At 61.3% G+C, this 24,515-nt stretch carries 20 protein-coding genes; 11 read left to right on the plus strand and 9 right to left on the minus strand.

The window, feature by feature from the left end:
* Window positions 1–879, minus strand: coding sequence for an ABC transporter ATP-binding protein (locus E3T49_RS13915; protein ID WP_134425506.1), 879 nt, complete (start codon window positions 877–879; stop codon window positions 1–3).
* Between the two features lie 641 nt (window positions 880–1,520).
* On the opposite strand from E3T49_RS13915, the gene E3T49_RS13920 reads away from it, so the two are divergent.
* The 4 genes from E3T49_RS13920 (at window position 1,521) to E3T49_RS13935 (ending at window position 5,302) form a co-directional block, all read left to right on the plus strand.
* Window positions 1,521–2,090 (plus strand): TetR/AcrR family transcriptional regulator, encoded by a 570-nt coding sequence (locus E3T49_RS13920; protein ID WP_134425507.1) that lies wholly within the window; start codon window positions 1,521–1,523, stop codon window positions 2,088–2,090.
* Window positions 2,091–2,123: 33 nt separating this feature from the next.
* Window positions 2,124–2,615, plus strand: a complete 492-nt coding sequence (locus E3T49_RS13925) for an FBP domain-containing protein (RefSeq protein WP_134425508.1) — start codon at window positions 2,124–2,126, stop codon at window positions 2,613–2,615.
* 523 nt (window positions 2,616–3,138) lie between these two features.
* Complete coding sequence (gene bla, locus E3T49_RS13930) at window positions 3,139–4,008, plus strand: class A beta-lactamase (protein ID WP_277613106.1); 870 nt, start codon at window positions 3,139–3,141, stop codon at window positions 4,006–4,008.
* Window positions 4,009–4,261: 253 nt separating this feature from the next.
* Window positions 4,262–5,302, plus strand: a complete 1,041-nt coding sequence (locus E3T49_RS13935) for an SGNH/GDSL hydrolase family protein (protein WP_241972832.1) — start codon at window positions 4,262–4,264, stop codon at window positions 5,300–5,302.
* Window positions 5,303–5,607: 305 nt separating this feature from the next.
* Here E3T49_RS13935 and E3T49_RS13940 read toward each other — a convergent pair whose 3' ends face one another.
* The 4 genes from E3T49_RS13940 to E3T49_RS13955 form a co-directional block, all read right to left on the minus strand.
* The gene (locus E3T49_RS13940; RefSeq protein ID WP_134425510.1) at window positions 5,608–6,813 is read right to left on the minus strand and encodes a DUF4232 domain-containing protein; all 1,206 of its coding nucleotides are present in this window, start codon (window positions 6,811–6,813) and stop codon (window positions 5,608–5,610) included.
* A gap of 198 nt (window positions 6,814–7,011) precedes the next feature.
* Complete coding sequence (locus E3T49_RS13945; RefSeq protein ID WP_134425511.1) at window positions 7,012–7,572, minus strand: hypothetical protein; 561 nt, start codon at window positions 7,570–7,572, stop codon at window positions 7,012–7,014.
* A 114-nt stretch (window positions 7,573–7,686) separates the two neighbouring features.
* Complete coding sequence (locus E3T49_RS13950; RefSeq protein WP_134425512.1) at window positions 7,687–8,301, minus strand: recombinase family protein; 615 nt, start codon at window positions 8,299–8,301, stop codon at window positions 7,687–7,689.
* A gap of 489 nt (window positions 8,302–8,790) precedes the next feature.
* The gene (locus E3T49_RS13955) at window positions 8,791–9,945 is read right to left on the minus strand and encodes a hypothetical protein (protein WP_134425513.1); all 1,155 of its coding nucleotides are present in this window, start codon (window positions 9,943–9,945) and stop codon (window positions 8,791–8,793) included.
* Window positions 9,946–10,760: 815 nt separating this feature from the next.
* On the opposite strand from E3T49_RS13955, the gene E3T49_RS13960 reads away from it, so the two are divergent.
* The 6 genes from E3T49_RS13960 to E3T49_RS16255 all read left to right on the plus strand — a co-directional run bounded on the left by E3T49_RS13960 (window position 10,761) and on the right by E3T49_RS16255 (window position 19,478).
* Window positions 10,761–12,761, plus strand: a complete 2,001-nt coding sequence (locus E3T49_RS13960; protein WP_134425514.1) for an ATP-dependent nuclease — start codon at window positions 10,761–10,763, stop codon at window positions 12,759–12,761.
* Window positions 12,762–13,210: 449 nt separating this feature from the next.
* Window positions 13,211–13,849, plus strand: a complete 639-nt coding sequence (locus E3T49_RS13965; RefSeq protein WP_134425515.1) for a hypothetical protein — start codon at window positions 13,211–13,213, stop codon at window positions 13,847–13,849.
* Entirely contained in the window at window positions 13,833–14,951 is a 1,119-nt protein-coding gene (locus E3T49_RS13970) for a helix-turn-helix domain-containing protein (protein ID WP_166785562.1), read from the plus strand. The genes E3T49_RS13965 and E3T49_RS13970 overlap by 17 nt, the downstream gene beginning before the upstream one ends.
* Before the next feature lie 1,255 nt (window positions 14,952–16,206).
* Entirely contained in the window at window positions 16,207–17,316 is a 1,110-nt protein-coding gene (locus E3T49_RS13975) for a hypothetical protein (protein ID WP_134425517.1), read from the plus strand.
* Window positions 17,317–17,400: 84 nt separating this feature from the next.
* Entirely contained in the window at window positions 17,401–18,492 is a 1,092-nt protein-coding gene (locus tag E3T49_RS13980; RefSeq protein ID WP_134425518.1) for a type I restriction endonuclease, read from the plus strand.
* A gap of 560 nt (window positions 18,493–19,052) precedes the next feature.
* Entirely contained in the window at window positions 19,053–19,478 is a 426-nt protein-coding gene (locus E3T49_RS16255) for an NINE protein (RefSeq protein ID WP_166785563.1), read from the plus strand.
* A 67-nt stretch (window positions 19,479–19,545) separates the two neighbouring features.
* Here E3T49_RS16255 and E3T49_RS13990 read toward each other — a convergent pair whose 3' ends face one another.
* From E3T49_RS13990 to E3T49_RS14010, 4 genes are all read right to left on the minus strand, one after another.
* Window positions 19,546–20,247, minus strand: a complete 702-nt coding sequence (locus E3T49_RS13990) for an SOS response-associated peptidase (protein WP_134425519.1) — start codon at window positions 20,245–20,247, stop codon at window positions 19,546–19,548.
* A 382-nt stretch (window positions 20,248–20,629) separates the two neighbouring features.
* Entirely contained in the window at window positions 20,630–21,016 is a 387-nt protein-coding gene (locus E3T49_RS13995; protein WP_134425520.1) for a hypothetical protein, read from the minus strand.
* Window positions 21,017–21,454 (minus strand): hypothetical protein, encoded by a 438-nt coding sequence (locus E3T49_RS14000; RefSeq protein WP_134425521.1) that lies wholly within the window; start codon window positions 21,452–21,454, stop codon window positions 21,017–21,019. It lies immediately after the preceding gene.
* A gap of 494 nt (window positions 21,455–21,948) precedes the next feature.
* Window positions 21,949–22,602: a ParA family protein gene (locus E3T49_RS14010; protein WP_134425523.1), complete on the minus strand. Its 654-nt coding sequence runs from the start codon at window positions 22,600–22,602 to the stop codon at window positions 21,949–21,951.
* Window positions 22,603–23,489: 887 nt separating this feature from the next.
* On the opposite strand from E3T49_RS14010, the gene E3T49_RS14015 reads away from it, so the two are divergent.
* Window positions 23,490–24,407, plus strand: a complete 918-nt coding sequence (locus E3T49_RS14015; protein WP_174722431.1) for a coiled-coil domain-containing protein — start codon at window positions 23,490–23,492, stop codon at window positions 24,405–24,407.
* Window positions 24,408–24,515 lie beyond the last annotated feature (108 nt).

A 24,515-nucleotide genomic window follows, 5' to 3' on the forward strand; every position in this document is an offset into this window, starting at 1 on the left:
TCAGGCACCCACCATTTCGTTCTGCTCGCCATACACACTCACGAAGATCTCCTCGAGCGAGAGCTTGCTCGTCGTGAAGCTGCGCACCAAGACACCCGCGCCAACCAGGTCACGCAGGATCAGGGCCTCATCAACGGTGCCGATGAGCGTGAGTTCGGCATAGTTCCGGTCGCGGAGACTGATCTCGTAGTGCGGTGACTCCGGGATCTCCCCCGAGTAGCCGACCCGGATCATCGTGCCGCCGTACTGGTTCTGCACCTCAGGAATCGTCCCGTACGCTTCCGCACGGCCGCCCTTGAGCAGAATCACCCGGTCGCACAACCGCTCCACTTCCTCCATCTGATGCGTAACCATCAGCACCGTGGCGCCAGCCCGCTTCTGTTCCTCGATGATGTCCATCAGTAGGCGCCGGTTCACCGGATCGAACCCTTTTGTGGGCTCATCCAGGATGAGTAGCTCCGGGTCGTTCATGATCGTGACGCCGAGCTGGACTTTCTGCTGCTGCCCACCGGAGAGCTTGTCCACACGGGCCTTGGCCTTGTCCGCCATGCCGACGCGCTCGAGGTAGTTCATCGACCAGGACGCAGCGGCCTTCTTGCTCAAACCTTTGAGCTCGCCGAAGTACGTCATCACGGTCAGGACGGATTCCTTCTTATACAGTCCGCGCTCTTCCGGGAGGTAGCCGAGGCGGCTGCCGGCCTCCGGCGTGAACGGGCGACCATCAATGTGCAGCACCCCCGCGGTTGGCAGATAGATCCCGAGCAGCGCCCGAAGCGTGGTGGTCTTGCCCGAACCGTTGGATCCGAGGAATCCGAACGTCTCGCCCCGCTTCACGTCGAAGGAGAGATCCTCGACGACCGTGGTGCCGGCGAAATCCATCCGAAAATGCTCAATCTGGACCAAAGGCTCGCCGCGCGAGACCAGCCGCGTTGCAGGCACGGACGTCATCACGAGGCCAGCGCCAGAACGGGTGCTTGATCCTGGTCTCGGGGCTGTGCTCTCCGGCTTAGTCCTGGCCGACGGTGAGATGCACCCCGCCGATCAGAAAGAGCAGCGATGGCGACCCTGGACATACCTGTGAAACGCAAATTTCCCCCAATGTGCTTGTCCCCATCCTCCCACCGGCACGTGTCCTGACCGCGCTCGGAACTCAGCTCGGGAATACCGGACTTAGACCAAGGAGTGCACCGGACGAATTCAGAGCTGCGTGCGCTGCTATCCATGCGATCGTTCAGCTGGCGGGCTGCTGTGTCCTCATGGTCGACATGGCCGCGCGCCAGTCCAGAGCGAAGTCGGAAATACCACGGGCGAATCGGCTACGGGGCCAGCGGGGAGCCCCAACCGCGCCCTGGTGCGATCCAGTCCGAGAGCACCGTGCCCCAGAACGCGTCGACTGCGGGTCTCATCCCCCGTCAGGCATGGCGGTCGTCTGCATCCCGGTGCCCAAAAACGACCAATTTAGACTTGACTAGAGCTCCTAGGTTGATTTAGGGTAGTCCTAGGAATGGGGAGGTAGAACAATGGCACGTGCAGGACTTACTCCGGCTCGCATTGTCGCCGCTGCTGCAGATTTGGCTGACGTGGACGGATTCGACACGGTGTCGATGTCCGCCGTCGCTCGGCACTTCGAAGTCAGGGACGCCAGCTTGTACGCCCACGTGCGCAGCCTCCACGACTTACGTTCCGGGATAGCGGTGCTCTCGTTGGCGGAACTTGCGGATCAAGTGAGTGCGGCACTTGCGGGCCGAGCCGGACGTGACGCTCTTGTCGCCTTCGCCCATGCGTACCGCTTGTACGCGCTAAAGCATCCCGGGCGCTATGCGTCGACACAAATGACCTTGGAGCCAGATGTTGCCGAGCAGAGTGCTGCTCGCCGCCATGCGGATATGACGCGAGCTATCTTGCGCGGCTACGCATTGAGCGAACCCGACGAGACGGATGCCGTGCGGCTGCTGCACGCCACTTTTCACGGCTACGTCCTGCTGGAACGAGGCGGAGGGTTCAGCCGCGGCACCCGTTCCAGCACAGCTTCGTGGGACAGTGCGCTGAATGCCTTGCACTTCACGCTCGGTCACTGGCCATCCAGCTGAAATCTACTCGATATAGCGAAAGGACCACCTACCGTGAAACAGCTCACCGCAGCTGACGTGCGCGCATCCTTCATCAACACCTCCCTTCGGGAACGAAAGGCCGTCACACTTCCGGCCAAATTCGACACCCTTGCCTGGACAGACCTTGACTACCTGGGATGGAAAGATCCCAAGCTCCCCACGATCGGGTACGTCGTCGCCCACCTCGAGGATGGTCCGACCGGGATCATGCTGCGACAGTCCGTCGGGCGTACCCGCTCGCGGCCGCAATGCTCGTGGTGCGAAGATGTCACTCTCCCCAATGACGTGCACTACTTCACCGCGCGACGGGCGGGGCCCGCGGGACGGGCCGGCGACACAGTCTCGACTCTCGTCTGCGCCAACTTCGAGTGCTCCGCTAACGTGCGCAAGCTCCCTCCGATGGCCTATACCGGGTTCGATCGGGAAGCGGCGCGAGCCAAGCGGATCGAAAGGCTTGAACTGCGTTCGGGAGGATTCGTCGCGGACCTCCGCCACACCGCCTGACCTTCGATTCGGTGCCGCGCGGGAAGACCCCGGTCCCTAGGCCTAGATCACGCCTCGGGCCAAGACACCACCTGGGTCATCACCGCCACCCGTCCTCAATCTGGGCCAGGCCACCCAGGAGAACGTGTTGGTTTGCAGACGGCGACTTGACTGTGCCCAAGGGCATGGCGTCGACTACTCCGTGACACGTCGACATCTCGTCAAGTTGCACAGAATCGGGACAGATCATCATCAGAATCGCCGGTACCTCACTTCTCGCCGTGGGATTCGCCATGCTCGCGGTCGCCCTGCTGATCTTCGACCCCGCCGCGTCCGACGCAAACACCGGAGCAGGCTTCCTCAAGCTCACAGGGCTCCCTCTCGGCATACTCGGGCTCACATTCGTGATGATCCAGGCAGCCCGGGCGGCCCGGCTCCGATACGACACACGAATAAGAAGGAAGTCATGGATACCCAGAACAAACGGTGGACGACGATCGTCCTCGGATCGCTGCTGATGGTCGCATCCTCCGGATGCACCGCGATGGAGGCCAGCGCACCACCAAGCACGTCCTCGACGGCCTCCACGGCACCGGCAGACTCAGCGCTGCAGACCGCACTAGGCGAACTCGAGGACCAGTACGACGCTCGGATCGGGCTCAGCGTGACCGATACCGCTGACGGCTCGACCCTCAACTACCAAGGCGACAGTCGCTTTGGCTACGCATCGACTCTCAAAACGCTGGCCGCTGCAGCGTTGCTCGACCGGACGACGCCTGAACAGCTGGACCGCGTCATTACCTGGTCTGAGGCGGATGTCCTCGAGTCCGGCTATTCGCCCGTCACCAGCGAACACATCGACACCGGTCTGCCACTCGGTGATGTCGCCATGGCGGCAATGCGCGCGAGTGACAACACCGCCATGAACCTCATGCTCAAGCAATTCGGAGGCACAGCCGGCCTCGACAAGATCCTCGAAGACTACGGCGACAACCTGACCGACGTCGTCGACAACGAGCCTGGTCTGAACACGGTCACCACCGACAACGCTGCCAACACGTCGACTCCGCGAGCTTTCACGAAGACCCTGGAGCGAATCATGTCGGGTGAGATTCTGGATGACGCCGACCGTTCCACCCTCATCGACTGGATGACGGGAAATGCGACCGGGGACACCCTGATTCGTGCCGGAGTGCCGGAAGGTTGGGAAGTCGCCGATAAATCCGGTGGCGCCGGAGCGATCCGCAACGATGTCGCCGTCGTGATCCCCCCGGACGGCATCCCGGTGATCATCACGGTCTTCACAACTCGAAACAACCCCGACGCGAAATACGATGACGCGCTCGTCGCGGAGACGGCGAGATTGGCTCTCGCGACGATCGCAGCCGCCCGCGAGAACCGGCAACCAGCATGAATCGCTCCAGGACCGCGACTTTCCACCCCGACCTTGGAGTAAAAACCATGAATCCGCAATTGCTATTTGACCCTGCCCCTGGGACATACGTTTGGCTCGACAGATGACTCCTTCCATTTCGATGACCACAAGACCGATTAGCAGGGCCGCGTTCTCAGCGATCGCGGAACTCGAAACCACCGAGCGAGGCATCCTTCCCCACCGGATCCCACTCTGGGCCAGGCAGCAATTCCCTGACCCGCAGATGCTGGCAATGGAAGTTCAACCATCCGGAGTGAGACTGTCGATCCGCACGCGCTCCACCCGGATCGAGCTTGTCTCGCACGCTCGCCGTGTGAGCTACGCGGGAGCGGACCGACCCCGCGGACGCATCGACCTCCTCGTCGACGGAACGCTCCTCCGCTCGGACACGCTCACGGGTGGTGACATCATTCACACCGATCTGCAGAGCGGGGCGAGCGAACTGGAGTCGGGCGCCCCGCACGTGAGCGTCTTCCGCGACCTGGGTACCGCGGACAAGGAGATCGAGATCTGGCTACCGCACAACGAAGCTATCGAGCTGATCTCCTGGGCCTCAGACGCTCCGATCAGCCCGGCTCCAAGACGTAAGCCACTCTGGGTGCATCACGGCAGCTCAATCAGCCACGGCTCAAACGCGACCAGCCCCAGCGCCATCTGGCCTGCGGTCGCAGCGCGGTCCGCAGGCGCGGACCTCCACAACCTGGGACTTGGAGGCAGCGCGCTCCTCGACCCCTTCATGGCACGCCTCATTCGCGATGCGCCTGCCGATGTCATCAGTGCGAAAATCGGGATCAACATCGTCAACTTCGACTCGATGCGCCTCCGCGCCTTCGTCCCCGCCCTCCACGGATTCCTCGACACGATACGCGACGGCCATCCAACAACGCCGATCCTTCTCGTGTCACCGATCTTCTGCGGCATCCACGAGAACACTCCAGGACCCGGATCCGTCGATGTCTCCACCCTCGGGACGGACCGTATCCGGTTCACAACGACAGGAGACGAGGGCGACACTCGCCTCGGGCGCCTGACTCTCCGGGTCATCCGCGACGCGATGAGGACCCTCGTGACTGGCAGGCAGGACACACAACTCCACTACGTCAACGGACTGAACCTTTACGGGCCGGATGACGCCGGAGCGCACCCTCTTCCGGATGCGATTCATCCAGATACCGAAACTCACGCGCTCATCGGCGATCGCTTCGCCCGCCTACTCTCCATGGCGTGCATCCCGGAGACAACACGTTCGCAGGACTGGCGGTGGGGCAGATGATGATCGTGCAACAGACCGGCAGACCTCCGCGGGTGAGTGGATTGGTGGCATCCAGGCAACACGTCGATCCCGCGTCATACACCCGTTCGTAATAGCGGTCGTCGGTCAAGTCTTGGAGAAGGTCGATCTCGCTTGGTTCCCAGCCGACGATTCGTCGGGCGTTCGCACTGGACGCAGGCGCGTCGATTCCGAGGGGCATCGCGAGGAATCCGAAGTTCCCGACAGTGGTCACTCGCGTGCACCGCAAGGGGTTCCAAGCGCTACTCCCCCGAGGTTTCGATACTCAGGTCTCGACGGGTTCCGGGTCAGGGCTGCGGGTCAGGGACGGCGTCTGTCAGTGACCAGGCCGTGACGGAGACTTCGCCGCCAGCGACGATGTCGAGGGTGCTGGGCCAGGAACCGCGAACCAGGCCTGGGTAGAGCGCTGCGTAGAGCGTGTAGGTAGTGGGGACATCCGCTGTGGCCATGGCGCCCCAGCCGAGTCGGGCGATGGCGTAGCCGCCGGCCGGAACCACGATGGGCACGGGGCCCTCGTCGGTGGTCATGAACGTTCCGCCGTGCACGAGGGTGACGTCGAGGGCCGACCCGCTCTCGTCCGCGAAGGCGAGGTCGGGGTAGCCGCTGAGGGTGCACGGAGAGTCGGTGAAGTTCATCGCCTGGATCGACAGAGTGCGGTGCCCCATGGCCGCGTCCGGGTCTCCGAGGAGTAACGCCGCCTGGTCGGGCGTGCACCAGTCGGCGGCGGGCTCGGCCGCTGCGGGCGCGATGGTGGGCGGCGGCGTGACCGGGACATCCGGGTCGGGTACGGAGCCGAGGGTGTGCCCATTGGCGCGGGCGTTCTCCGCCGCCGCATCGAGCCGCGCGGCCCGACTCCCCGTACCGGCCGCCAAACCGGAAAGAATCACGGCGACGACTACGATGCTGCCAAGAACGGCGAGCGGACGCGTGCGCAACGGGCCGGGTGCGGCCGACGCCGGGACGGCATCCCCGCCCGGCTGAGCAGGGTGGGCCGGTTGGGCGCGCACCCGTGCACGGCGCAGGGCGAACAGGGCCGGCAACCACCCCCAGGCGATCCCCCAGTACCCGCTGAGGAGAACGGACTCACCAGCCGGATCGAGCACGAATGCGGCGCGGGACGGCGGGAATGCCGCAACGATCGCACTGATCACCCACGGGAGAGTGGCGAGGAAGCCGGTCAGAACGGCCACGAACCACAGGGCGAAGAACCGGGCTGTGCGCGATCCGTCGGTCCGGTCGACGATGAGGCGCGCCAGGAACAGGTAAACCACGAAGACGACGGCGGCCGAGGCAAGCGGGGCGAGAGCGATCCACGGCCAGGACCAGAACCAGACGCTGCGCGGAATCGTTTCCGGCAGGAGGTGCTTCACGAAGGCGTTGGGCACCAGAGCGAACCAGGTCAGGAAGCCGAATCCGCCGGCGCACACGACCCACCACGCGGCAGCGACGGACGCCGGAATCCAGAAAAATGGGCTGTGGCCGGGCCTTGTCATCCCCAGAGACTACTTCACCGCCGTGCAGGCATCGCACGCAGTTACGGGCACATTGGCAAGACAAGGTCCAACGATCCAAGCCGTTCCGCTAAGGGTTCCGGTTTAGCACGACCATGCCGCATGAGCACCGGGATGTTTCGCCTGCCCCCGACACGCAGTAAATGAGCCCTTCGGCACGGCAGCGCGCCCAAATAACTCCTACCCCTGAACTCGGACTATCCAGCCGACAAGCTCACCGTGGAATGTGCGCGGCTTTCGCAGGCAGAGCACACTGTGCTGCATGGCACCCCCGGTTTCAGCCACCCCCACCCCGCGCTCCTCTGGGACTTCCGACGGGTAGTACCGAACCGAGATCTGATCAATTCGAGCCACATGACCGGATAGATGAGCCCAAACCAAGGGTTCGGAAAGGTCCTGGGTTGCCTCTGCATAGACGTCAAGCTGTAAAGAAACTGTTCGGCGGCCGACGAACAGTCGGGCCACCCAATTCTGATCCATCGGCACGAGAGCCCAATCGACGTGTTGATCGACTGCGACGTCAAAGCCGTCCTCGGCGACCTGCCACTCTGTCAACCACACATCGGTTTCGTGTGGCCCCCTGCTTGGCACGATGTCCTCTGCATCAACCGGCTCTTCGTCGCTTCTCAGGAGTGGTTCGTAGGAGAAGACGAAATGCTCGTGGGTGCTCCCGTCGCGGGGAGCGACGCGTGAGCTCTGCGGACTCGTCGCCGAAGATCGCTCGCTTCTGGGGCTCGTCATGGAACCAGAGTACGAACATTCATTCCTTCTGGCGAGAACATTCAGTCATCTGCGTCTATCTGACGTCGGAACGCCCGATAAGGGTTCCCTTCTGACAGTGACCAGGTGAGGCCACTACTTCCTCGAGAGGAGCTTCGCACCGTCCGACCGAAGCTCCCCCGCCGGTGAGACATGGCGGTACAGCGTCTGCCGGGTGATCCCGAGCTCCTTGCAGAGGTCGCCAACCTTCGTTTCCTTCTGACCCATCGCGGCCATGGCCAGGCGAACCTTGGCCGGCGTCATCTTGAACGGCCGCCCGCCCGTCCTCCCCCGTGCTCGAGCTGCGGCAAGCCCGGCGACAGTGCGCTCAGAGATGAGCGCCCGCTCGAACTCGGAGAGAGCAGCAAAGATTCCGAAGACGAGCTTCCCAGGTGCCGTCGTGGTGTCGATCGCTGCGCCCTCTCCGGTGAGCACCTTGAGGCCGATGCCACGGTCGGTGAGGTCATGCACCGTATTGACCAAATGACGCAGGTCTCGGCCGAGCCGGTCCAGCTTCCAAACCAGGAGCGTGTCACCATGACGCAGCGCCTTCAAGCAGGCGGCCAAGTATGGCCGGTCGTCCTTCTTGCCGGATGCCTGGTCCTCGTAGAGATTCCCGGCAGCGACGCCGGCGGCCAGGAGTGCGTCTCGTTGTAGATCAGTGCTCTGCGAACCATCAGCTTTTGACACGCGCATGTATCCGACGAGCATGCTCGACCCCTGTCACTTAAACGTCCGATTACGTGACAGAGGAGTCTTCGGCTTCGACAGAACAAAATATGTCACTTATCCAGTCATTTATTCTAAGTCCCGCAAAGGCCAGGCTGCGGGTTGGGTGATGGAACTCATGCGATGGCCTCAACTAAGAACCGCGACAGCCGCCCCAACGAGGCCGCCGGTTTGTGCTTGTAGTGCTCGTCTCTGGGGTCAATGTCGGGGAAAACGCTGTGCCTACACTCGGCGGAAGCCGAAACGACGGGTGTACTTATGGCGGCCGGCTCACGCGCGGGCCAAGGAAGTACCTCTAGCGACCATGAGTTGTACCCGAGATTGGTGTGCGACCAGACTGTGCGGCCGTCGTGCAGTTCGCCCCACACGGGGTTCGCTAACGAGGAGACCGTCCACGCATTGGACTCCCCCGACGCGACCAAACTCGCCAGACGCGAGCAGCTCTTTAGGGCTCTGGTCGGGGCGCAGCCGTCACGGACGGACGACGATCACCTTGTCCTGAAGCGCCAATTTATGCGCGTCACCCTTCGTGTAGGACGCGATCCACTTCATCTTCGTAATGGCGTTGCCCGCCTGGTCACGCCCCAGCGAGGGGTACGGCTGGTGCCGCCAGTGCCCGCGAACGCTCCATGCGGGGTGGTCGATGGAGTTGCTCGGATCGTCACGCCGATAGACCTGCGCGTGATCCGTGCCTGCCTTCACGCGCACGATGGTGAGATCGCCACGCTCCGCACTCTCGGACAAGGGTCCGCTGTCAGGAGCTCGACGATCGGACTCCGTGATCCCGCCCTGCGCCATCAGCGCCCAGACGGCCGCCAGGAGCTTCTGCTCGGGACGGGTCTCGTCCCATACGGGCACGAACGGCAGACGCCCGACCAGTCGCTCGCCTACTTCCTTGGGCTCATTGCCGATTCCGGCTGCAAAGGTACGCATCCGCCAAAGCACCTCACCCTGCCGATACCACACCGCGCGGACGTGTCGCTCGCTGTCGTCGGGCCGACGCATGATGACCGGGCGGGCGAAGACCCACAGCCCATTGAGGTGCACTGGCAGCGGGTCGAGCTGCTCATCACTGTCGAGGCTGTCGATGGCGAGCTGGAGCAGTTCCTCGTGCAGTAGAAACGCCTCCTCCGGGCGGTCCTGGGTCGTGCTGAGGTCGCGCACGAGCACCGGAACGTGCCCCGGATTGAAAATCTGCGCCCTGGGTGCCAGCCGAGCAGGCGAACCTTCCAGCACCTCCGGGATCGGCTCCGAGGTGCTCGCGTTCAAGTACGGACCCTTCGGCCGCTTGTTGAAGGACCGGCCGAACCAAGCGCGCCCGTTCGGCACGTCGATGACGATGAACATGTTCGGGGGCATGAGGGCCCGGTCTCGGTACCGGCGATCGAGCGCACGAAGCGGTCCGAGGAGCGCATCCCTAGTTACCCCGCTCCCGGCCGCCGGCATCCAGCGCTCGCGACTCAGGTTGGATAGGCCGTACTCGGGTCGCAGACTGGCATCGTGGAAGATGACGACGACACCGTCGGCGGCTGTCCCGTTGCCACAACGGAGCAACAGGTCGAACAAACCCGGGATCATCCCCCGAACCGCGGCAGCGTGCTCCGGGCCGAGGATCTCCTTCGGCATCGGCCGTATCGTCCGCTGCGGACGAGAGGAGGGCCGCTTGGTCCGGTCGACTGCCGGCCGAGCAGGAGCACGGCGAGCCTTCGGCTGCCCTACCAACTCTGGCACAGCCTCAGGTGCGCTCGATGGCAGGCCAAGGGCGCAGCGAAGCTTCCGCGTCAGGTCGAGGTCTAGTCGCTTCGTCGGTACGGCCACGTCGAATCCGAGCCTCTTCAATTCGCCGAGAGCCGTCTTCACGTCGACACCAGCTTCGTTTGCGATCTCGAATACTCTCTGATGCCCCATGCTTCGATGATCTCGCACGCCGTCGAGACTCGAAACTCCCCATGGTGGTGCCACGATCCTTGGGCCAGAGGACTTCGACTCAGCCCCGCGGGCGCCGACCGAAAACAGGACCATGAGCGCCGGGCGACTTCTAGGTCTCGTCGCTCTTCGATGAGAGATGAAAATAGGTGCGGCCGCTATTTCTTGAGCCTCTCCACTTCGTTAGCCAGGTCGACGACTGCATTGCAGAGCGCAGCGTTCAATTCAGTTAGCAGGATGAGTTGCTTGGATGTGTATGCGGCGGCTCCGGACAAGCTATTGCGCGTTTTCGTCAGTGTGAAGGTCTCTGTGGCGTACATCTAGGCGGGCGGAAAACACCTTCATGGCAGCGAGTAGGTCGGATTGAATGCTCATAAACTCACCGCATCCAGAGGTCACGCACAGTCCGACATCCGGGGGTTTTCGGCCCCGCTGGGTGAATCCATGCTGCGCGCAATGTGCGCCTGGTTCCTCTTGTGAGTTTTCCTTCATCACCCTGAGCTAAAGGGTGCGCGATGATCGCTAAGTGCATCACTTTGATGCCGACACGGGGGGTAGAAATGCTGATCACAAGGGTGGAAATCGAGAACTTTCGCTGCATAGAGAACCACACCATAGATTTCGACAAGATAACGAGCTTCATCGGCCCCAATGGGGCCGGGAAATCGACAGTTCTTCGAGCCCTCGATTGGGTTTTCAACAGCGCAAAAGACGCGCTGACAGTGACCGATTTCTTTGGTTCGCCCAAAGCGACCACCGGCACGATCTGCGTCACCGTACATTTCAGCAATCTCACGGACCGAGACCGGATCATTCTGACCGACCGGTACGCTCCTCCGCACGCTGACACTTTTGCCTTGAAGCGTGAGTGGAGCGTTGCCGGTGGGGATCGACTGTCGGGTGCTTCGGCCGGTTATCCAGCTTTCGCCCCTATTCGAAAGATCCTCGACGGACCAGCGGATCCAGTGAAAGCATTGTTCGCTGAGGTTCGCGGTCAACTCGCTGAAGCCGGAGTTACTTTGGCTTCGGCCGCCTCCAAGCCAGCCATCGGGAGGGTGCTCGATGAGTGGGAGGCAACTCATCCGGACACTTTGATACCGACGTTCAGCTCAGACAGCCAAATGTTCGGGTTCGCCGGCCAGGGCGAACTGGCAAAGGTGTTCTCGTACGTTTTCGTTGACGCTGATCTTCGAGCCACTGTTGAAACCGAAGACTCGAGCAAAACTATCCTCGGCAAACTGTTGTTCCGTGCGCTTGATCGTTCCGAAGCAGAAACTGCGCTGGCCGATCTTGCAGACGAGGTCACTCAGAAGCATGACGCGATCAATAAGAAGCACCTCGGGCCGAGCCTTGCGAAGATTTCCCGCGAACTAACCGCAGGAATTGGCCGTTTCACAGCCGGGCGCCAGCTTGTCTTGCGGCCCCAAGGATCCTTGTACACGCCTCCAAAAGCGAGAGTGGACGTGAGAGTTCTCGATCACATTGTTGAGACTGCCCTCGCGAACCAAGGTCACGGATTCCAGCGGGCGGCGCTGGTGGCGAGTCTCCAAGTTCTCGCTGACTACTCGACAGACTCCACCCAGGAAAGCGTCTTGTTTCTTGCCATTGAGGAACCCGAACTTTTTCAACACCCGACGCAGGCACGCGCCTTTGCATCAGTCCTCCGCCGCCTGGCCCGAGACACGGAACACAACCTGCAGATTGCTTACGCGACTCACAGCCCCTATTTTGTCGACCCGTTTGAGTTCCATGAAGTTCGACGTGTCACTAGGACCTCCCAAGGAAAATTCTCCGTTGCGGCAGCAGGCCGAGAGGTAATTGCTACTATCGTCAGCACCCAGATGTCGGACACTTGGGATATTTCTAGCGGGTGGTCCAAACTCATTCTCCTCGACTTGCGGGAAGCTTTATTCGCGTCGGCGGTCGTGCTTTGCGAGGGCGCTGACGACGCGGCCGTCCTGCAAGGTGCAAGCGCCCATTTCGGCGACTTCGATGTCTTTGGAATCACCGCGACGGCAGTGAGGGGCAAAACGGACCTATTTCTAGCGCAGGCTGTGCTGGCTGCTTTTGATATCCCGACGCTCGTCGTGTGGGACAACGATTCCCGTGTGGATGAAAGAGCTAAAGAGAGAAAGCTCCAGAAACTGATCGACGCTGGCCAACCACGCGCACTCACCCCTCCCGAATTGGCCGAGATCGCCAATGCCAAGGGCAGAGACGCCGCTCACTTCAATCGCAAGCTAGTTGCCTTCATGAACATTGATCTAGACGAGGATTACCCCATCGGACTCATCTCCGAGAATTTGTTTGCCGTCGATGACACTCTGGAGACCATGTTGGCAAAGGACTGGCCCGCCTTCCTTACTTCCAAGCTCGCGGTGATCGCCAGCGGCGATGGGGTCGATAGCGCAAAGCATGAAGCGACATACCGGCTGGCGGCCCAGCAGTGTTCGAGTGCCCCAACTGGCGCTCTCGCCGCCATCTTGGCTTCGGCTGAAGCGCTTGCAGTTGCTTGAGGAGATTTACGATCACCGAAGCAAGTCCCATACTGAGCACTGTATTGGCGCCCGCACCGCAGAGTGTGCAGACAAGACCTGCACCCGTGACCGACGGATTATGAGTCCGCTGCTTCAGCACTCCGCCGGCCATCTCGAGCAATCAAGGCGCGATCAAAAACGGCTACATTTCGGCGGCTTCTAATTTCGGCCACGGGCTTTGATCCCCTGACTGATGGAGGTCCCACCCGGATACCCCGACTCGAACTAAAGCTCAAAGAGCGGCTCAGAAACGATCGTTTACGGCCGTCACGGGTAAGCGGAGGGCCCGAACGACCACCCCTGGAACCGCCCCATCCGCTCGCTTGGAAATCGAAGGCCCCATTGGATCAGAGACTGGTACGGGTTCCTCAACAAGGGCCGAATCGTCGAAGTTGCTCTGTAACATTTATGGCAATAGTATTACCAGTATGGATATCACCTCCGCCGAGCAAGTCGCACAGACCTTTGCTCCTCTGGGCTTCGCGCTCAACGAGATTATGCCCCAAGCCCTTGAGCGTGCCCAGAAGATGATGAAGATCGGGAACATGCCGGTCAACAAATACCCAACGCAGTTCGCCCACAACGTGGGCGGTGCGGCCCACAGCCTGCTCTGCTCGACGGACACCGCCGAATGGACTCTCAACCCTGAGGCAACCAAGAAGCAGCTGCATTTCTCCAGAGACCTCTGGACCGCACGAATGCTTTCCCGTGGAGGCCTGGACGTTCCGGGCGCCGGAACCAATGGCGAGCGTCGCGCGTTCTACACGAATTCGCTGCTCGCCGACCAGGGTTCGCCTGAAGCGCTCCTAACTCACCACGGGTTTCTGATCACATGGAACACTCGTCTCGCCACCGGCGAGGTCGAACTCGAGCTGATCCACACCACATCTCCCTGGAAATACGGCAGCCCCGCGCACGTCGACCTTCGAATGCCGCTGGCAGCCGACAGCGAAGGTCTCGCAACGCTTCGATTCGCTCCGCCCGTCGACGATGACCTTGACGGTCTTGGACTCATCGACGGAAAAGGCATGTTCCAGCAAGGCGCATTCGATGAAGACGCAGTTTAATCCTCAACGGATATTAGCCGCCCGCGATTTGCTCGGATTCACTCTGACAGAGCTGGCAGAGGCCATCGAGGTCAGCCAAGCGTTCCTGTCTCAAGTCGCCGGTGGAAATAAGAATCTATCCGAACCCCACGCCGAATCTCTGGCCCAGGTAACCGGCCTGCCGATCACCTTCTTCACCATGGAGTCCCCCGACCTCCCGTCGGACTCCCTACGATTTCGGAAGAATAAGACTGCCAGCTCGAGGCTGACAAGGCAGGCCTCGGCGCTTTTTCGCGAGACGTACCGAGTCGCAGCTGACCTTGCCGCCGCAACAGCGCTCAAAACCCGCCCCTTGACCCAAGCAAGCACCACCATCGAATCAATCGATGACACTCGGCTGGAAGACGCTGCGGCCGCGGCGCGGTCGCTTCTGGGCCTGGATGGAAGCCAGCCGATACTCAACCTCACGCGATCGATCGAACGCTTGGGTATCGTCGTGGCACCGATCATTCTGGATCCGATAAGCGAAGAGTCCGGTGTTGTTGCCCCAGGACATTTCGGTATTTCACACGGTAAGACGGACCAGGGCACACCGCTCATCGGATACTTCCCGGGTTCTGCCCCCGACCGCGATCGCTTCACGCTCGCTCACGAGCTCGGGCATCTCGTCCTCCATCCAGGTCGGCAACTCCCTTCTGCAGAGGACGAGGCGAATTACTTCGCTGGAGCGCTGCTATTCCCTGAAGCAGCGGCACGAAGCCTTATCCGGCCGGATGCAACTCTCAGCCAGCTCGCTCGGGTGAAAGCAGAGTACGGCATTTCTATCCAAGCCCTGATTATGCGAGCCGCTGCCTTGGGAATACTGTCGCCTGAACGCAAGCGGTCGTTGTTCGTCCAGTTGAGCGCGCGAGGGTGGAGAACCAACGAGCCGGTTGAAGTAGCGGCTGAGTATCCGCTCCTTTTTCGAAAGATGTTCGATATAGCGACAAGCGGAGTGAAGTCGGTCAGTTTGATTGAACAGCGGTTCGGGCTGCCTATGAGCTATCTGCGCTCTATGGCCCCTTCCGCCTCGAACCGTGGCCTCGAGAACGGCGCAGAGGTCATCAGCCTGCGACGGGCTTGATCGCGTTCTCCGCTGGCAAGCGCAAACGTCACCGTTGGTGACGTTAAAACGCTGGAAAGTCTCGAGAATCCGGGCCAATATTCCCACGCTGCAGCTGGGTTGCTCGAGCAGATTAAGTCGCTGGTGGGACAAATCAATCCGCCCGTGGTGATTGAACGAAACGGGTAAGAACTTCTCCATCACCCACGGAAGTGGACGACTGGTACGAAAGCGTGAGTGTCACCGGCCGCGCTGGACCCCTACGTGTCAGGGTTGCGTGAGGCCAGTACCTCAGAGCAAGTCCGCCGTTTACGTGGCCGGCCGAGTGTCGGCAGCATCTGTTTGCTCCGCGCGGCGTGCTTCTGCGGGGTCGGCGCGGCTACGCTGTTTGCGCGCTTCCTGGCGCAGCTCGGCGATCTCTTCCCTGAGCTGAGTGAGTTGTTGTGAGTGGCCATGCCTGTCAATGGCCACTCCGAACTGGGCGGTTACTGGCCACCGATTCCAGTCTTGCGTTGCCGGGGGCCGGGCCACCCGGCTTCGCCCAGCCCGGCTTCAATCCCCACGACGCCAGGTTCACGTCACGCTGCACTGTTTCGTCGTGGATCCATTCGCGCACGATGGGTGCAGGGTCTGTGGGGGGGGCACCTTACGAGGGCTGCCAGTCGGCGGCGTTGTTACCGGTGGCGTCGAAGAGGCTCAGCAGCTCGGCTGTGGTGCTGGGGACCACGTATCTGCCGCCCATGCAGTTGAAACAAGCTCTCCCCTGGCCTCGTCAGCAACGGCATCGTCGCCTTATGATCCTCACCAAGAAGAAACATCAGACGAGTCGAACGAAGCCGCACTCCGGACAGCACCAATCACTCCGGGCAGCACCAATAGGGGCCGTCGTCGGTGCCCTCGATCGCCATGGGCACCCGCCTCGGCGGCATCGGACGCGGCGCCTCACTCACAGGACTCATCCTGGGGTACGTCACGCTCGGCATCTCCGTGATCACGACTTTCCTGTAGATAGCCACCGCAGCGGCCGCATCAAGTTCAGGCCAATAGCCAGCCACCCGGGCCCGTTCCGCCATCGTCCACCCCCGTCAGCGTCAGGGAACCTCCAAGAGCCATGCCAGGGAGTGTCAAGGAATGAAGAAACCGACCCTATCTGGCCGCAGTCCTACTCTCTGACCTGACGTCGAGCTGGGGCGTACCCCAGCTGGCATGACCGGATACCCACTCTGGGGGTGACCTCTGGCCCAATGCCGTCCTGCGCCGCCGATAGGTTCGAAACATGCCTGAATCCTCGCTGGACGCCTTTGCAAGATTCTTGGCCAAATGGTTTGTAAAAGGCCGGCGTGCTTCGGGCGTCATCTACGAAGCAGTTAAGCCCTACCTGGCGAGAGCATTCGCTGCGACTCTCGGGACCCGAAAGAGAAAGATTCTCGCTGCTTCACTGACTCTGGCAATCCTGGTCGGGGTTGCGGGTATGACCGTTGGCGGCAACTATTCCGAGGAACAGGCCCGCATCGCCGCAGTCGCTGTCAAGGCGGAGAAGGATGCGACGCTTGCCACGGCTGCCGCGAGCCGGAAGCTCGGGGATGCCAGGTCGGCCGCGGCCGAGCGCCTGATCACCGGTGAAGGCTTCCGCGTCGAATCAGCAGACTATGCAGCACCTGAAGATACAGCCGCCTTGGAAGCTGCCCTCACAAAACTCAGGACGATCCTTTACAGCGGAACCGCAGCAGAGGTTTCAACTGCCTCCTCCAAGGTGTCGATCTGGGTTGAAACAATCGGAGATAGACCGATCCCCCACGACTGGCGGATCAGCTGCAACGACGCCAAGTACACGGCCCACGATTTTCCCACCTTCCGGGACGTTTGGGCGTCAACGCTGGAACTCGTCAGCTGCACCCCCGGCATTATGACGGGGGACTTCTATACGGACGTTCAGAACGCGGCTGTGGCGTCAGGCGCGTCACCGAGCATCGACAAGATCGGAACTTTGTATGCCGTCTGCGCCGACTTGAGTTTCGGCACATACGGCTCACTCGCGAGCTATTCCGAATCTCAAGTGAAGGAACTGACTGGCGCTTTGACCATTTGCCCTGACCAGCCAAGCGCGCCCTTTATCCAATTGAAGATCACGGCCCAGGCGAAGGCAGCTGCGGATATGGCATCAGGTGCCGTGTTCGGATCAGGCGTTCGCCGAATCGGCGAAAATATCCAGCCCGGGGTCTATGTCTCGGAAGGGTCAGCTGGGTGCTACTGGGAACGCCTTGATTCGACCGGCGAGATCATCGACAACAACTTCATCATGGGCGCCACTCGCGCCGAGGTGACGGTCCAGAGCTCGGACTACTCATTCAATTCCACGGGGTGCTCCCAGTGGAGAAGGCAGTAACTGGGGCGCCGCATGCGAGTCTGGCGGAGCGATGTCCTCGGCCGGCACTAACGTCTGTAACAGAGACTTGATTTTGGGGGAACCATGGATTTTGCGGAGCTATTGGCGGCATTGGCACTGAAAGTGCGCAATCAGCGCGGTGCGATTCAAACCGAGGAAGCGACGAAGAACGCATTCATCATGCCGTTCATCTCAACGATCCTGGGCTACGACGTTTTCAACCCGCTTGAAGTCGTTCCTGAGTTCACCGCAGATGTCGGCGTGAAGCGCGGCGAAAAGGTTGACTACGCCATCATGCGTGACGGCGAAGTACAGATCCTCATCGAGTGCAAGAAGTCATCCGAGCCGCTCAAGATCGAGCATGCTTCCCAGCTTTTCCGCTACTTCGCGGTCACCAATGCCCGTATCGCCGTTCTGACAAATGGCGAGTTGTACCAGTTCTACACCGACCTCGACGCCCCCAATCGCATGGATGAGAAACCGTTCCTCGTTCTGGACCTGCTGGACATTGATGAGACCCTCATCCCCGAGCTTCGGAAACTCACCAAGGATGTTTTCGATCTCGATTCCATCATCAGTTCCGCCGAAGAACTGAAATACATAGGCCAGATCAAACGTACGATCGCAGCCCAGTTCACGGAGCCACAAGATGAGTGGATTCGCTTTTTCACGACCCGGGTTTATGAGGGCGCGTTTACACAAAAAGTACGCGAGCAGTTCACTTCGCTGGTCACGAAGGCTACGAAGCAGTACCTGAATGATCAGGTGAACGCAAGGCTGAAGACTGCCCTCGGCGGGTCGAACTTCTCTCCTCCGGACGCGGCTGCTGAGGCGATCAGTAGCATCCCGGTGGCTCAAGACGACCTGGACCGCGATACCGAAATCCTCACCACACTGGATGAGCTCGAGGGGTATCAGATCGTGAAGGCAATTGCGTGCAGCGAGGTCAAGCCTCAGCGAGTAATGCATCGCGACGCGAAGTCCTACTTCGCAATTCTGCTTGATGACAACAATCGGAAGCCGATCGCTCGCTTGCACTTCAATAGCAAGAAGCAGAAATACATCGGGATTTTCGACGGCGATAAGGTCGAGACGCGCCATCCAATCGATTCACTCGACGAGATCTATTTGCATGCAAGTGCAATCCGGGACACCGTTCGGATTCACCAGGGCTAGTTCGTCCAGCGGCATTGATACCCACCTCCAAAGCAAGTCCGCCATTCCTGAGAGCTGTGGGTGGGGAAACTGACGCGCCGGCAGTCACCGGTGCGCCTCGACCCTACGACCGGTCCCAAGTGCTCCTCCGCGGCCCTGCCTTCGGATGTCCGGCTCCTTCCCCGGTCTTGGGGCAGAGACGGCAGGGATCATCCCGAGGTACGTTCCGCAGGCTGTTCTCCCCCTTCGGGGTGATCGCCCTGCTCGACGAACCTCGTTACGCTGAGAAAAAGCTTGGGGAGCGAATATGGAGTACGTCCTTATCTGGATCATCGGGTCCGTTGTCGGTCTTGCCATTACCTACGCCGTAATTCAGGCGGCAGTGCGCTCAGCGCTCTTCGGTCACTACAAGGTAGTCAGGTGGTACGAGGCCACGGGCGAGTGGCTGCCCAGCTACGGTTCGTGGAAGGAAAAGCCACGACAACTCGATGGCATCGCTTCGTCGCCGTCCAAAGCGGTCAGGTAGGGTCCGCGACTTCGCAAGGCCGTACAGGACGAATGCAGCATGTTGATGGGGGATCGTGAGTAACGACGTTGAGGCGCCGCCGGGTTGGTACATCGACCCGAATGACGCGACGCTATATCGCTGGTGGAACGGCACCGTGTGGACCGCGCAGTCATCCCCGGTGGCAACTGCACCCGTCCAGCACGCGATCCCGCTGGCACGTGGCCCCATCCAGCAGACTCCCGGCGCCAAGGACTCCACCACCGCATATCTGTTGTGCATTCTTCTAGGCGGAGTCTCCGCACACAACTTCTACCTGGGTCACATCCGCACTGCGATCATCTTCCTGCTTCTCTGGTGGGGAGGGTGGGTACTCACTCCATTCGGATTCGGATATCTGTTGCTCCTGGGCGCAGCAATCATGTGGATAATTGACCTCATCTACATGCCCGAGTACGTGCGGAGCGCCAACGCGAGGCTGTACGCAAACAACCGCCCGTGATCTCTCGGTCCGCGGCCTAACGGCCTCGATTGAAGCTCTTCCAATCGGCTGCGCTGGACGCCGGGCTCTACCCTTTTTTGGCCGCAGGCTCAATAAGGGCAGGATCCCCAGGATCGAGCGTGCGGACATTGTTCACAGTGCGGGCTACCGGGTACGCCGTCACTGTCTCGGCGATAGCGATGGAGCTGCGGTCAAGCATCGAGAGGGCTTCCTCCTTGTCGGTGATCTTCTCCGGGCGCAGCCACTGGTCCCACACGTCCGGGGTCAAGAACACGGGCATCCGGTCGTGGATCTCACCTGACGCGTCGCGCGCCGCGCGGGTGATGATCGTGAATGAGATCTTCCACACGTCTCCCTCCTGGCGGGCCGCGTACAGGCCGGCCGCCACCAGCACATCGCCGTCGCTGTGGATGAAGTAGGGCTGTTTGCCGTCGTCCATCTGCTGCCACTCGTAGTAGCCGGCCATGGGCACCAGGCACCGTTGGCTGGCAAACGCGCTGCGGAACATGCCGTTACTGGCCACCGATTCCAGGCGTGCGTTGATCGGTGCCGGACCGCCCGGCTTCGCCCAACCCGGCTTCAATCCCCACGATGCCAAATCCAGGTCACGCTGCACTGTTTCGTCGTGGATCCACTCGCGCACGATCGGTGCCGGATCCGTGGGGGCAACACTGTACGAGGGCTTCCACTCGGCGGCGCTGTCGCCGGTAGCGTCGAAGACGCTCAGCAGCTCGTCGGTGGTGCTGGGGACCACGAATCTGCCGCACATGCTGTTGAAGTTACCGCTCCCCCGACCTCACCTGCAATGGAATCGACCCGTCGCCCTCTGGGTACAGCCGGGAAGAGGTACGTCAGACGAGTCGAACGACACCGCACTCGGGGCAGCACCAGAAGGGGCCTTCATCTGTGCCCTCGATCGCCATGCGGACCAAGCATCGTTCGCAGTTCGGCGCACCAAGGTCGTCCATGTCGGCCATATTACGCACGCACCCGCGTTGGATGACTAGCGGATCTGGTTGCCTTCTCAGAAATCGCTGCGATGACCGGCCGGCCCGACGGATCATGGTGAGATGTCGCCTTCGTATCCCTCCCCCAGGGTTGTGTGAGGGTGAACAGCATCCGGGCTGCTGGGTGTGGCGCGTCGTGGACCGCTAGCGGAAGTTCTTCTTCGAGTCCGTTTCATTGGGGTGGCCGGTGGCGGCTCTCGTGATGTACACGCGTCCTGGCTCCTTCGCCTTCGCATTGGGCTCGTCAACGGCGTACCAGAGTCGTGCACCGTCGGTCACTTTGTACTGCCACTGTGGAAGGGCTTCACCGTTGACCAGGACCGTTTCGAGATCTCCGCGAAGTCGGTAACAGCGATCAGGGTCGTACTTCGCGGGATGCGCGGTGAGATAGTCGAAGGCGTCTGCCAGGGCATTCTTCGCGGACGCCTTCAGATCAGTCCAACCGCGTTGGGCTGCAGCACTGCCGAAGAAGATTTCGTACTCGGTGCCCTTGATCGGTCGCGGAACCGGGGTACCGCGCTTCCCTGCCATCTACGGTCGGATAACGCGGACAGGAACAGCTGGAAGCTCGATGGGCTCGACAGGTGGCATACCCATCGCGTAAGCCAAGGCTGTTTCCTTCCACTCCTGCTGCGCGCGCAGCAGCCGCTCAAACGTCCCCAGCTCGCTGGCGGCATAGAGCAGCTGCTCGATCTCGGCCGCGTACGCGCTGAGTTCTTCGGGGGTGAACTCCCCCGTCCACGCAAACAGGTCGGTCAGTGCTGCCGCGACGTCGCCCTTGTTCCTGCCGATCGCGCGGATCAATCGACTCGACAGCGCGACACCATTCTCGAGGACGTCAAGATCGTGACCGCGAAGAATCACCAGATCGTCACCGTCACGGCGCGTGATTCGAACCTGGCCCTCGTCGATGTGGGCCAGAACCTCCTTGGGCTTGCGCAGAAGGTCAGTGAAGGTTGCGGTACTCATACCTACACACTACATCAGATAAACATCTGATTGACGGCCTGGGGTAATTAGCACTGCCGGCTTAGAAAATTACGAACTTACAGAGTTACGAAGTTGATCCTCCGTGCTTCCAGCAAGATTGTCGGCCCTGGCCAACAGCAGATCTACGGCTATGCGGATGAGCGTGTTGTCTGTAATGCGCTCCCCGCCGTCTGTCTTGTTTCGGTTGATTTGGCGAGCCTTTGCCGCGAGGGCATCCATCTGATCTCCGCGTAGGCGAGTCTCTTTCCGTACGAAGGAAAGATAGTGGGCACCTCCCCCGACATCAGGAGCCTCATTTGGCTCCTTCTGTTTGACTGCCGCACGGCTCGACGGCGCAGGAGCAATCTCAGGTGCTGGTGCTGGTGCTGGTACTGGTACTGGTACTGATTCAGTCATGACCGGCTCGCGGACGATTGCCTGTGCAGCTTCTCGTTTTGGATCGCCGAGCAGCTGGGTGAGTTTCGTTCTCGCCATCACTTGCCTCCTTTGGTGTTGGCCCAGTAGGAAACGAGCTCGAGGGCAACTCGTCGGTAGTCCTCGCGCGCCTTGCTGGCGATTCTGGAGTCCCCGTCTGCGTATTGGGTTACAACACGGCCCTCAATGGGTGCCATCTTGTGGATCTTGTAATCGCGAATCGCCGCTTCGAATCGCGCAAAGCCAGCTCCATCTAGTAGCCCCTGGGCATCAACCAGGTCCGACGGAACACGCGGGTCGACCCGATTGACCAGAACCCGATAGTTCACGCCGGCCGGGACGACTACCTCATTTATCGTGGCCATCAACGGAGCAAAAGCGAGTGGCGACGGCTCGGTGGGAAGGATCACGAAGTCGGACTCCCCCAGGACGGTAGAAAGCACGTCTCGTCCTTCAAGAGAACCTGGGGTGTCAACGAAGACCACGTCATAGGGCAGTTCCCGCAGCCGGGCGAGATTTCTCGGGTCAGTGTCGTCGGCGACATCGAATGGAAGGCTGTCCCCCGCCCTGTCGGCCCACCACGCTGATGATCCTTGCGGGTCCACGTCGACAACTAGGACTCGGGAGTTCTCAGCGCAGACGCTCGCGAGATTCATCACTGTTGTTGTCTTGCCGGCGCCGCCCTTTTGGTTGGCTATTGAAACAATCCGCATTTGATCTCCGCTCTGTAACTCTGTAAGTTCCAGACTCCGTAAGTATCGAAGTTCGGTTGTTACTAAGTCTGTTAGTTCGAAAGTACCAGAGTCCGGAACCTACAGACTCATTCAACTTGCGCGTGTTGCACTTACAAACTTCCGAAGTAACGAACTCCCGTGACACCGGACAATCGGAATTCCAGACTTGCGAAGTTACAGACTCACGAAGTTACAGACTCATTAGGCGTTTGGACCGGTTCTTGCAAACGCGCCAATGAACGAATGTGGGCGAAGTTCCGAACTTACGTACTTACGTACTTACGTACTTACGTACTTACGTACTTTCGAAGTTACAAAGTTCAAGCAAGGGCTAGCTGGCGGGCTATCGAAACCGAGAAGCGACCAAGAGTCGAGTTCGGCCGGGGCCAGTGACCAGATCGGTCCGTACGCGGTTTCGGGCGGGCCAGGGGAGCGGTCTGGGGATCTACACATAGGTGACGGGGTGCCGCCCGCGCCAACGGTCTCGAGAATGGGCGCACATCGTCAGTTTGACCGTTCACTGACATCGCGATGAGCGGATTACTGACATCCCGTTGAGCATTCTCAGCAGACGACTTCGAAAAATGACACGAACGGTGAGCATTTTCGTGTATCGTGTTTCGTTGTTTTGTTACGTGTTTTGTGTTCAGTTCTGTTAGTGTGACGTTATGAACGATCTGGTGCCGGTGGAGCAGCGTGTGTGTCGGTTTCCTGGGTGTGAGCGGTCTGCTGTGGCTGCGGAGGCTGGGACGGGGCGGCCGCCGGAGTATTGCGATGATGAGGGCCACAACCGGGCCGCGGCGTGGCGAGCACGCCGGCGCCTGAGTGCGGAGCCTGCGCGGGGTGTCGAGGATGAGAAACGTCCGGTGGATGCTGCGCGGCAGCGTGCGAGTGAGCTCCGGGGTCAGGTCGCGGGGATGGTCGAGCACCTCGGCGCCCAGCTGAATGCCCTGGTCGAGGAGCTCCGCACGGTCGCGGATCCCGACGCGGCTGAGGCGCAGATCGAATCCGTCACGAGCGAGGCGGCCGAGCAGGTCGCGTCGGCGTCGGCGCGGGCGACGCGGGCGGAGCAGGCGCAGCGGAAGGCAGAAGCGGAGCGGGTGGAGGCCGACGCGGCCGCCGTCGAGGCTTCCGAGCTCGCCGAGCAGCAGCAGGCCGCCCTGGCCGAGACTCACGAACAACTGGTCGAACAGGCCCAGGCGCTGGAGCAGGCCACGGTCGAGCTGGCCGAGACCCGGAGTGCGGGGGAGGCCCGGGACCTGGCGGCGCAGGCGGAACTGGTCGAGCTCCGCGAGCAATTGGCCGATACTCAGGTGCGTTTGACTGAGACCGAGCAGTCCCGCACCGAGGCGACAGCCCGTGCAGAGGCCGCGGTCATGGCGCGGGCGGAAGCGGACGAGCGTGCCCGGGGCGCGGTCGCCCGCGCTGACGAGGAAGCGGGGCGGGCCAAGCGGGCCGAGGCCGATCTGGTCGTTGCCCGGGAGCAGCTGGACCAGCTCCGCACCGAGCGTGAAACGTTACGCGAACAGGTCAGTGAGCTTCGTGGCTCGGTGGCCACGGTGAGTGTGGAGCGGGACGCGGCCCGGACTGACGCTGGCCGGGAGCGGGTCCACGGGGATCAGCGGGTCGCTGATCTCCGCACCAGCCAGGACCAGCAGTACGAGCAGATCCGCACCGAACTGGCCGAAGCACGCCAGGACGCCCGTGATCAGCGCACCCGCGCCGACACCGCCGAAGCACGAACCACCCCGCCGACGACCAGGAAGCCGGCCTCGAAGCAGTAAACCTCTCCGCCGTCATCAGGTCGACGGGCCCGCGAGAACCACGGGTTGCCTTGGTGGGGGAGCGCGAGGGGACTCGCCCCTCGCCGCCGGCCGACGGCCGGTGTTACG

The organism is Cryobacterium cryoconiti (assembly GCF_004403065.1).
Classification (GTDB): domain Bacteria; phylum Actinomycetota; class Actinomycetes; order Actinomycetales; family Microbacteriaceae; genus Cryobacterium; species Cryobacterium cryoconiti.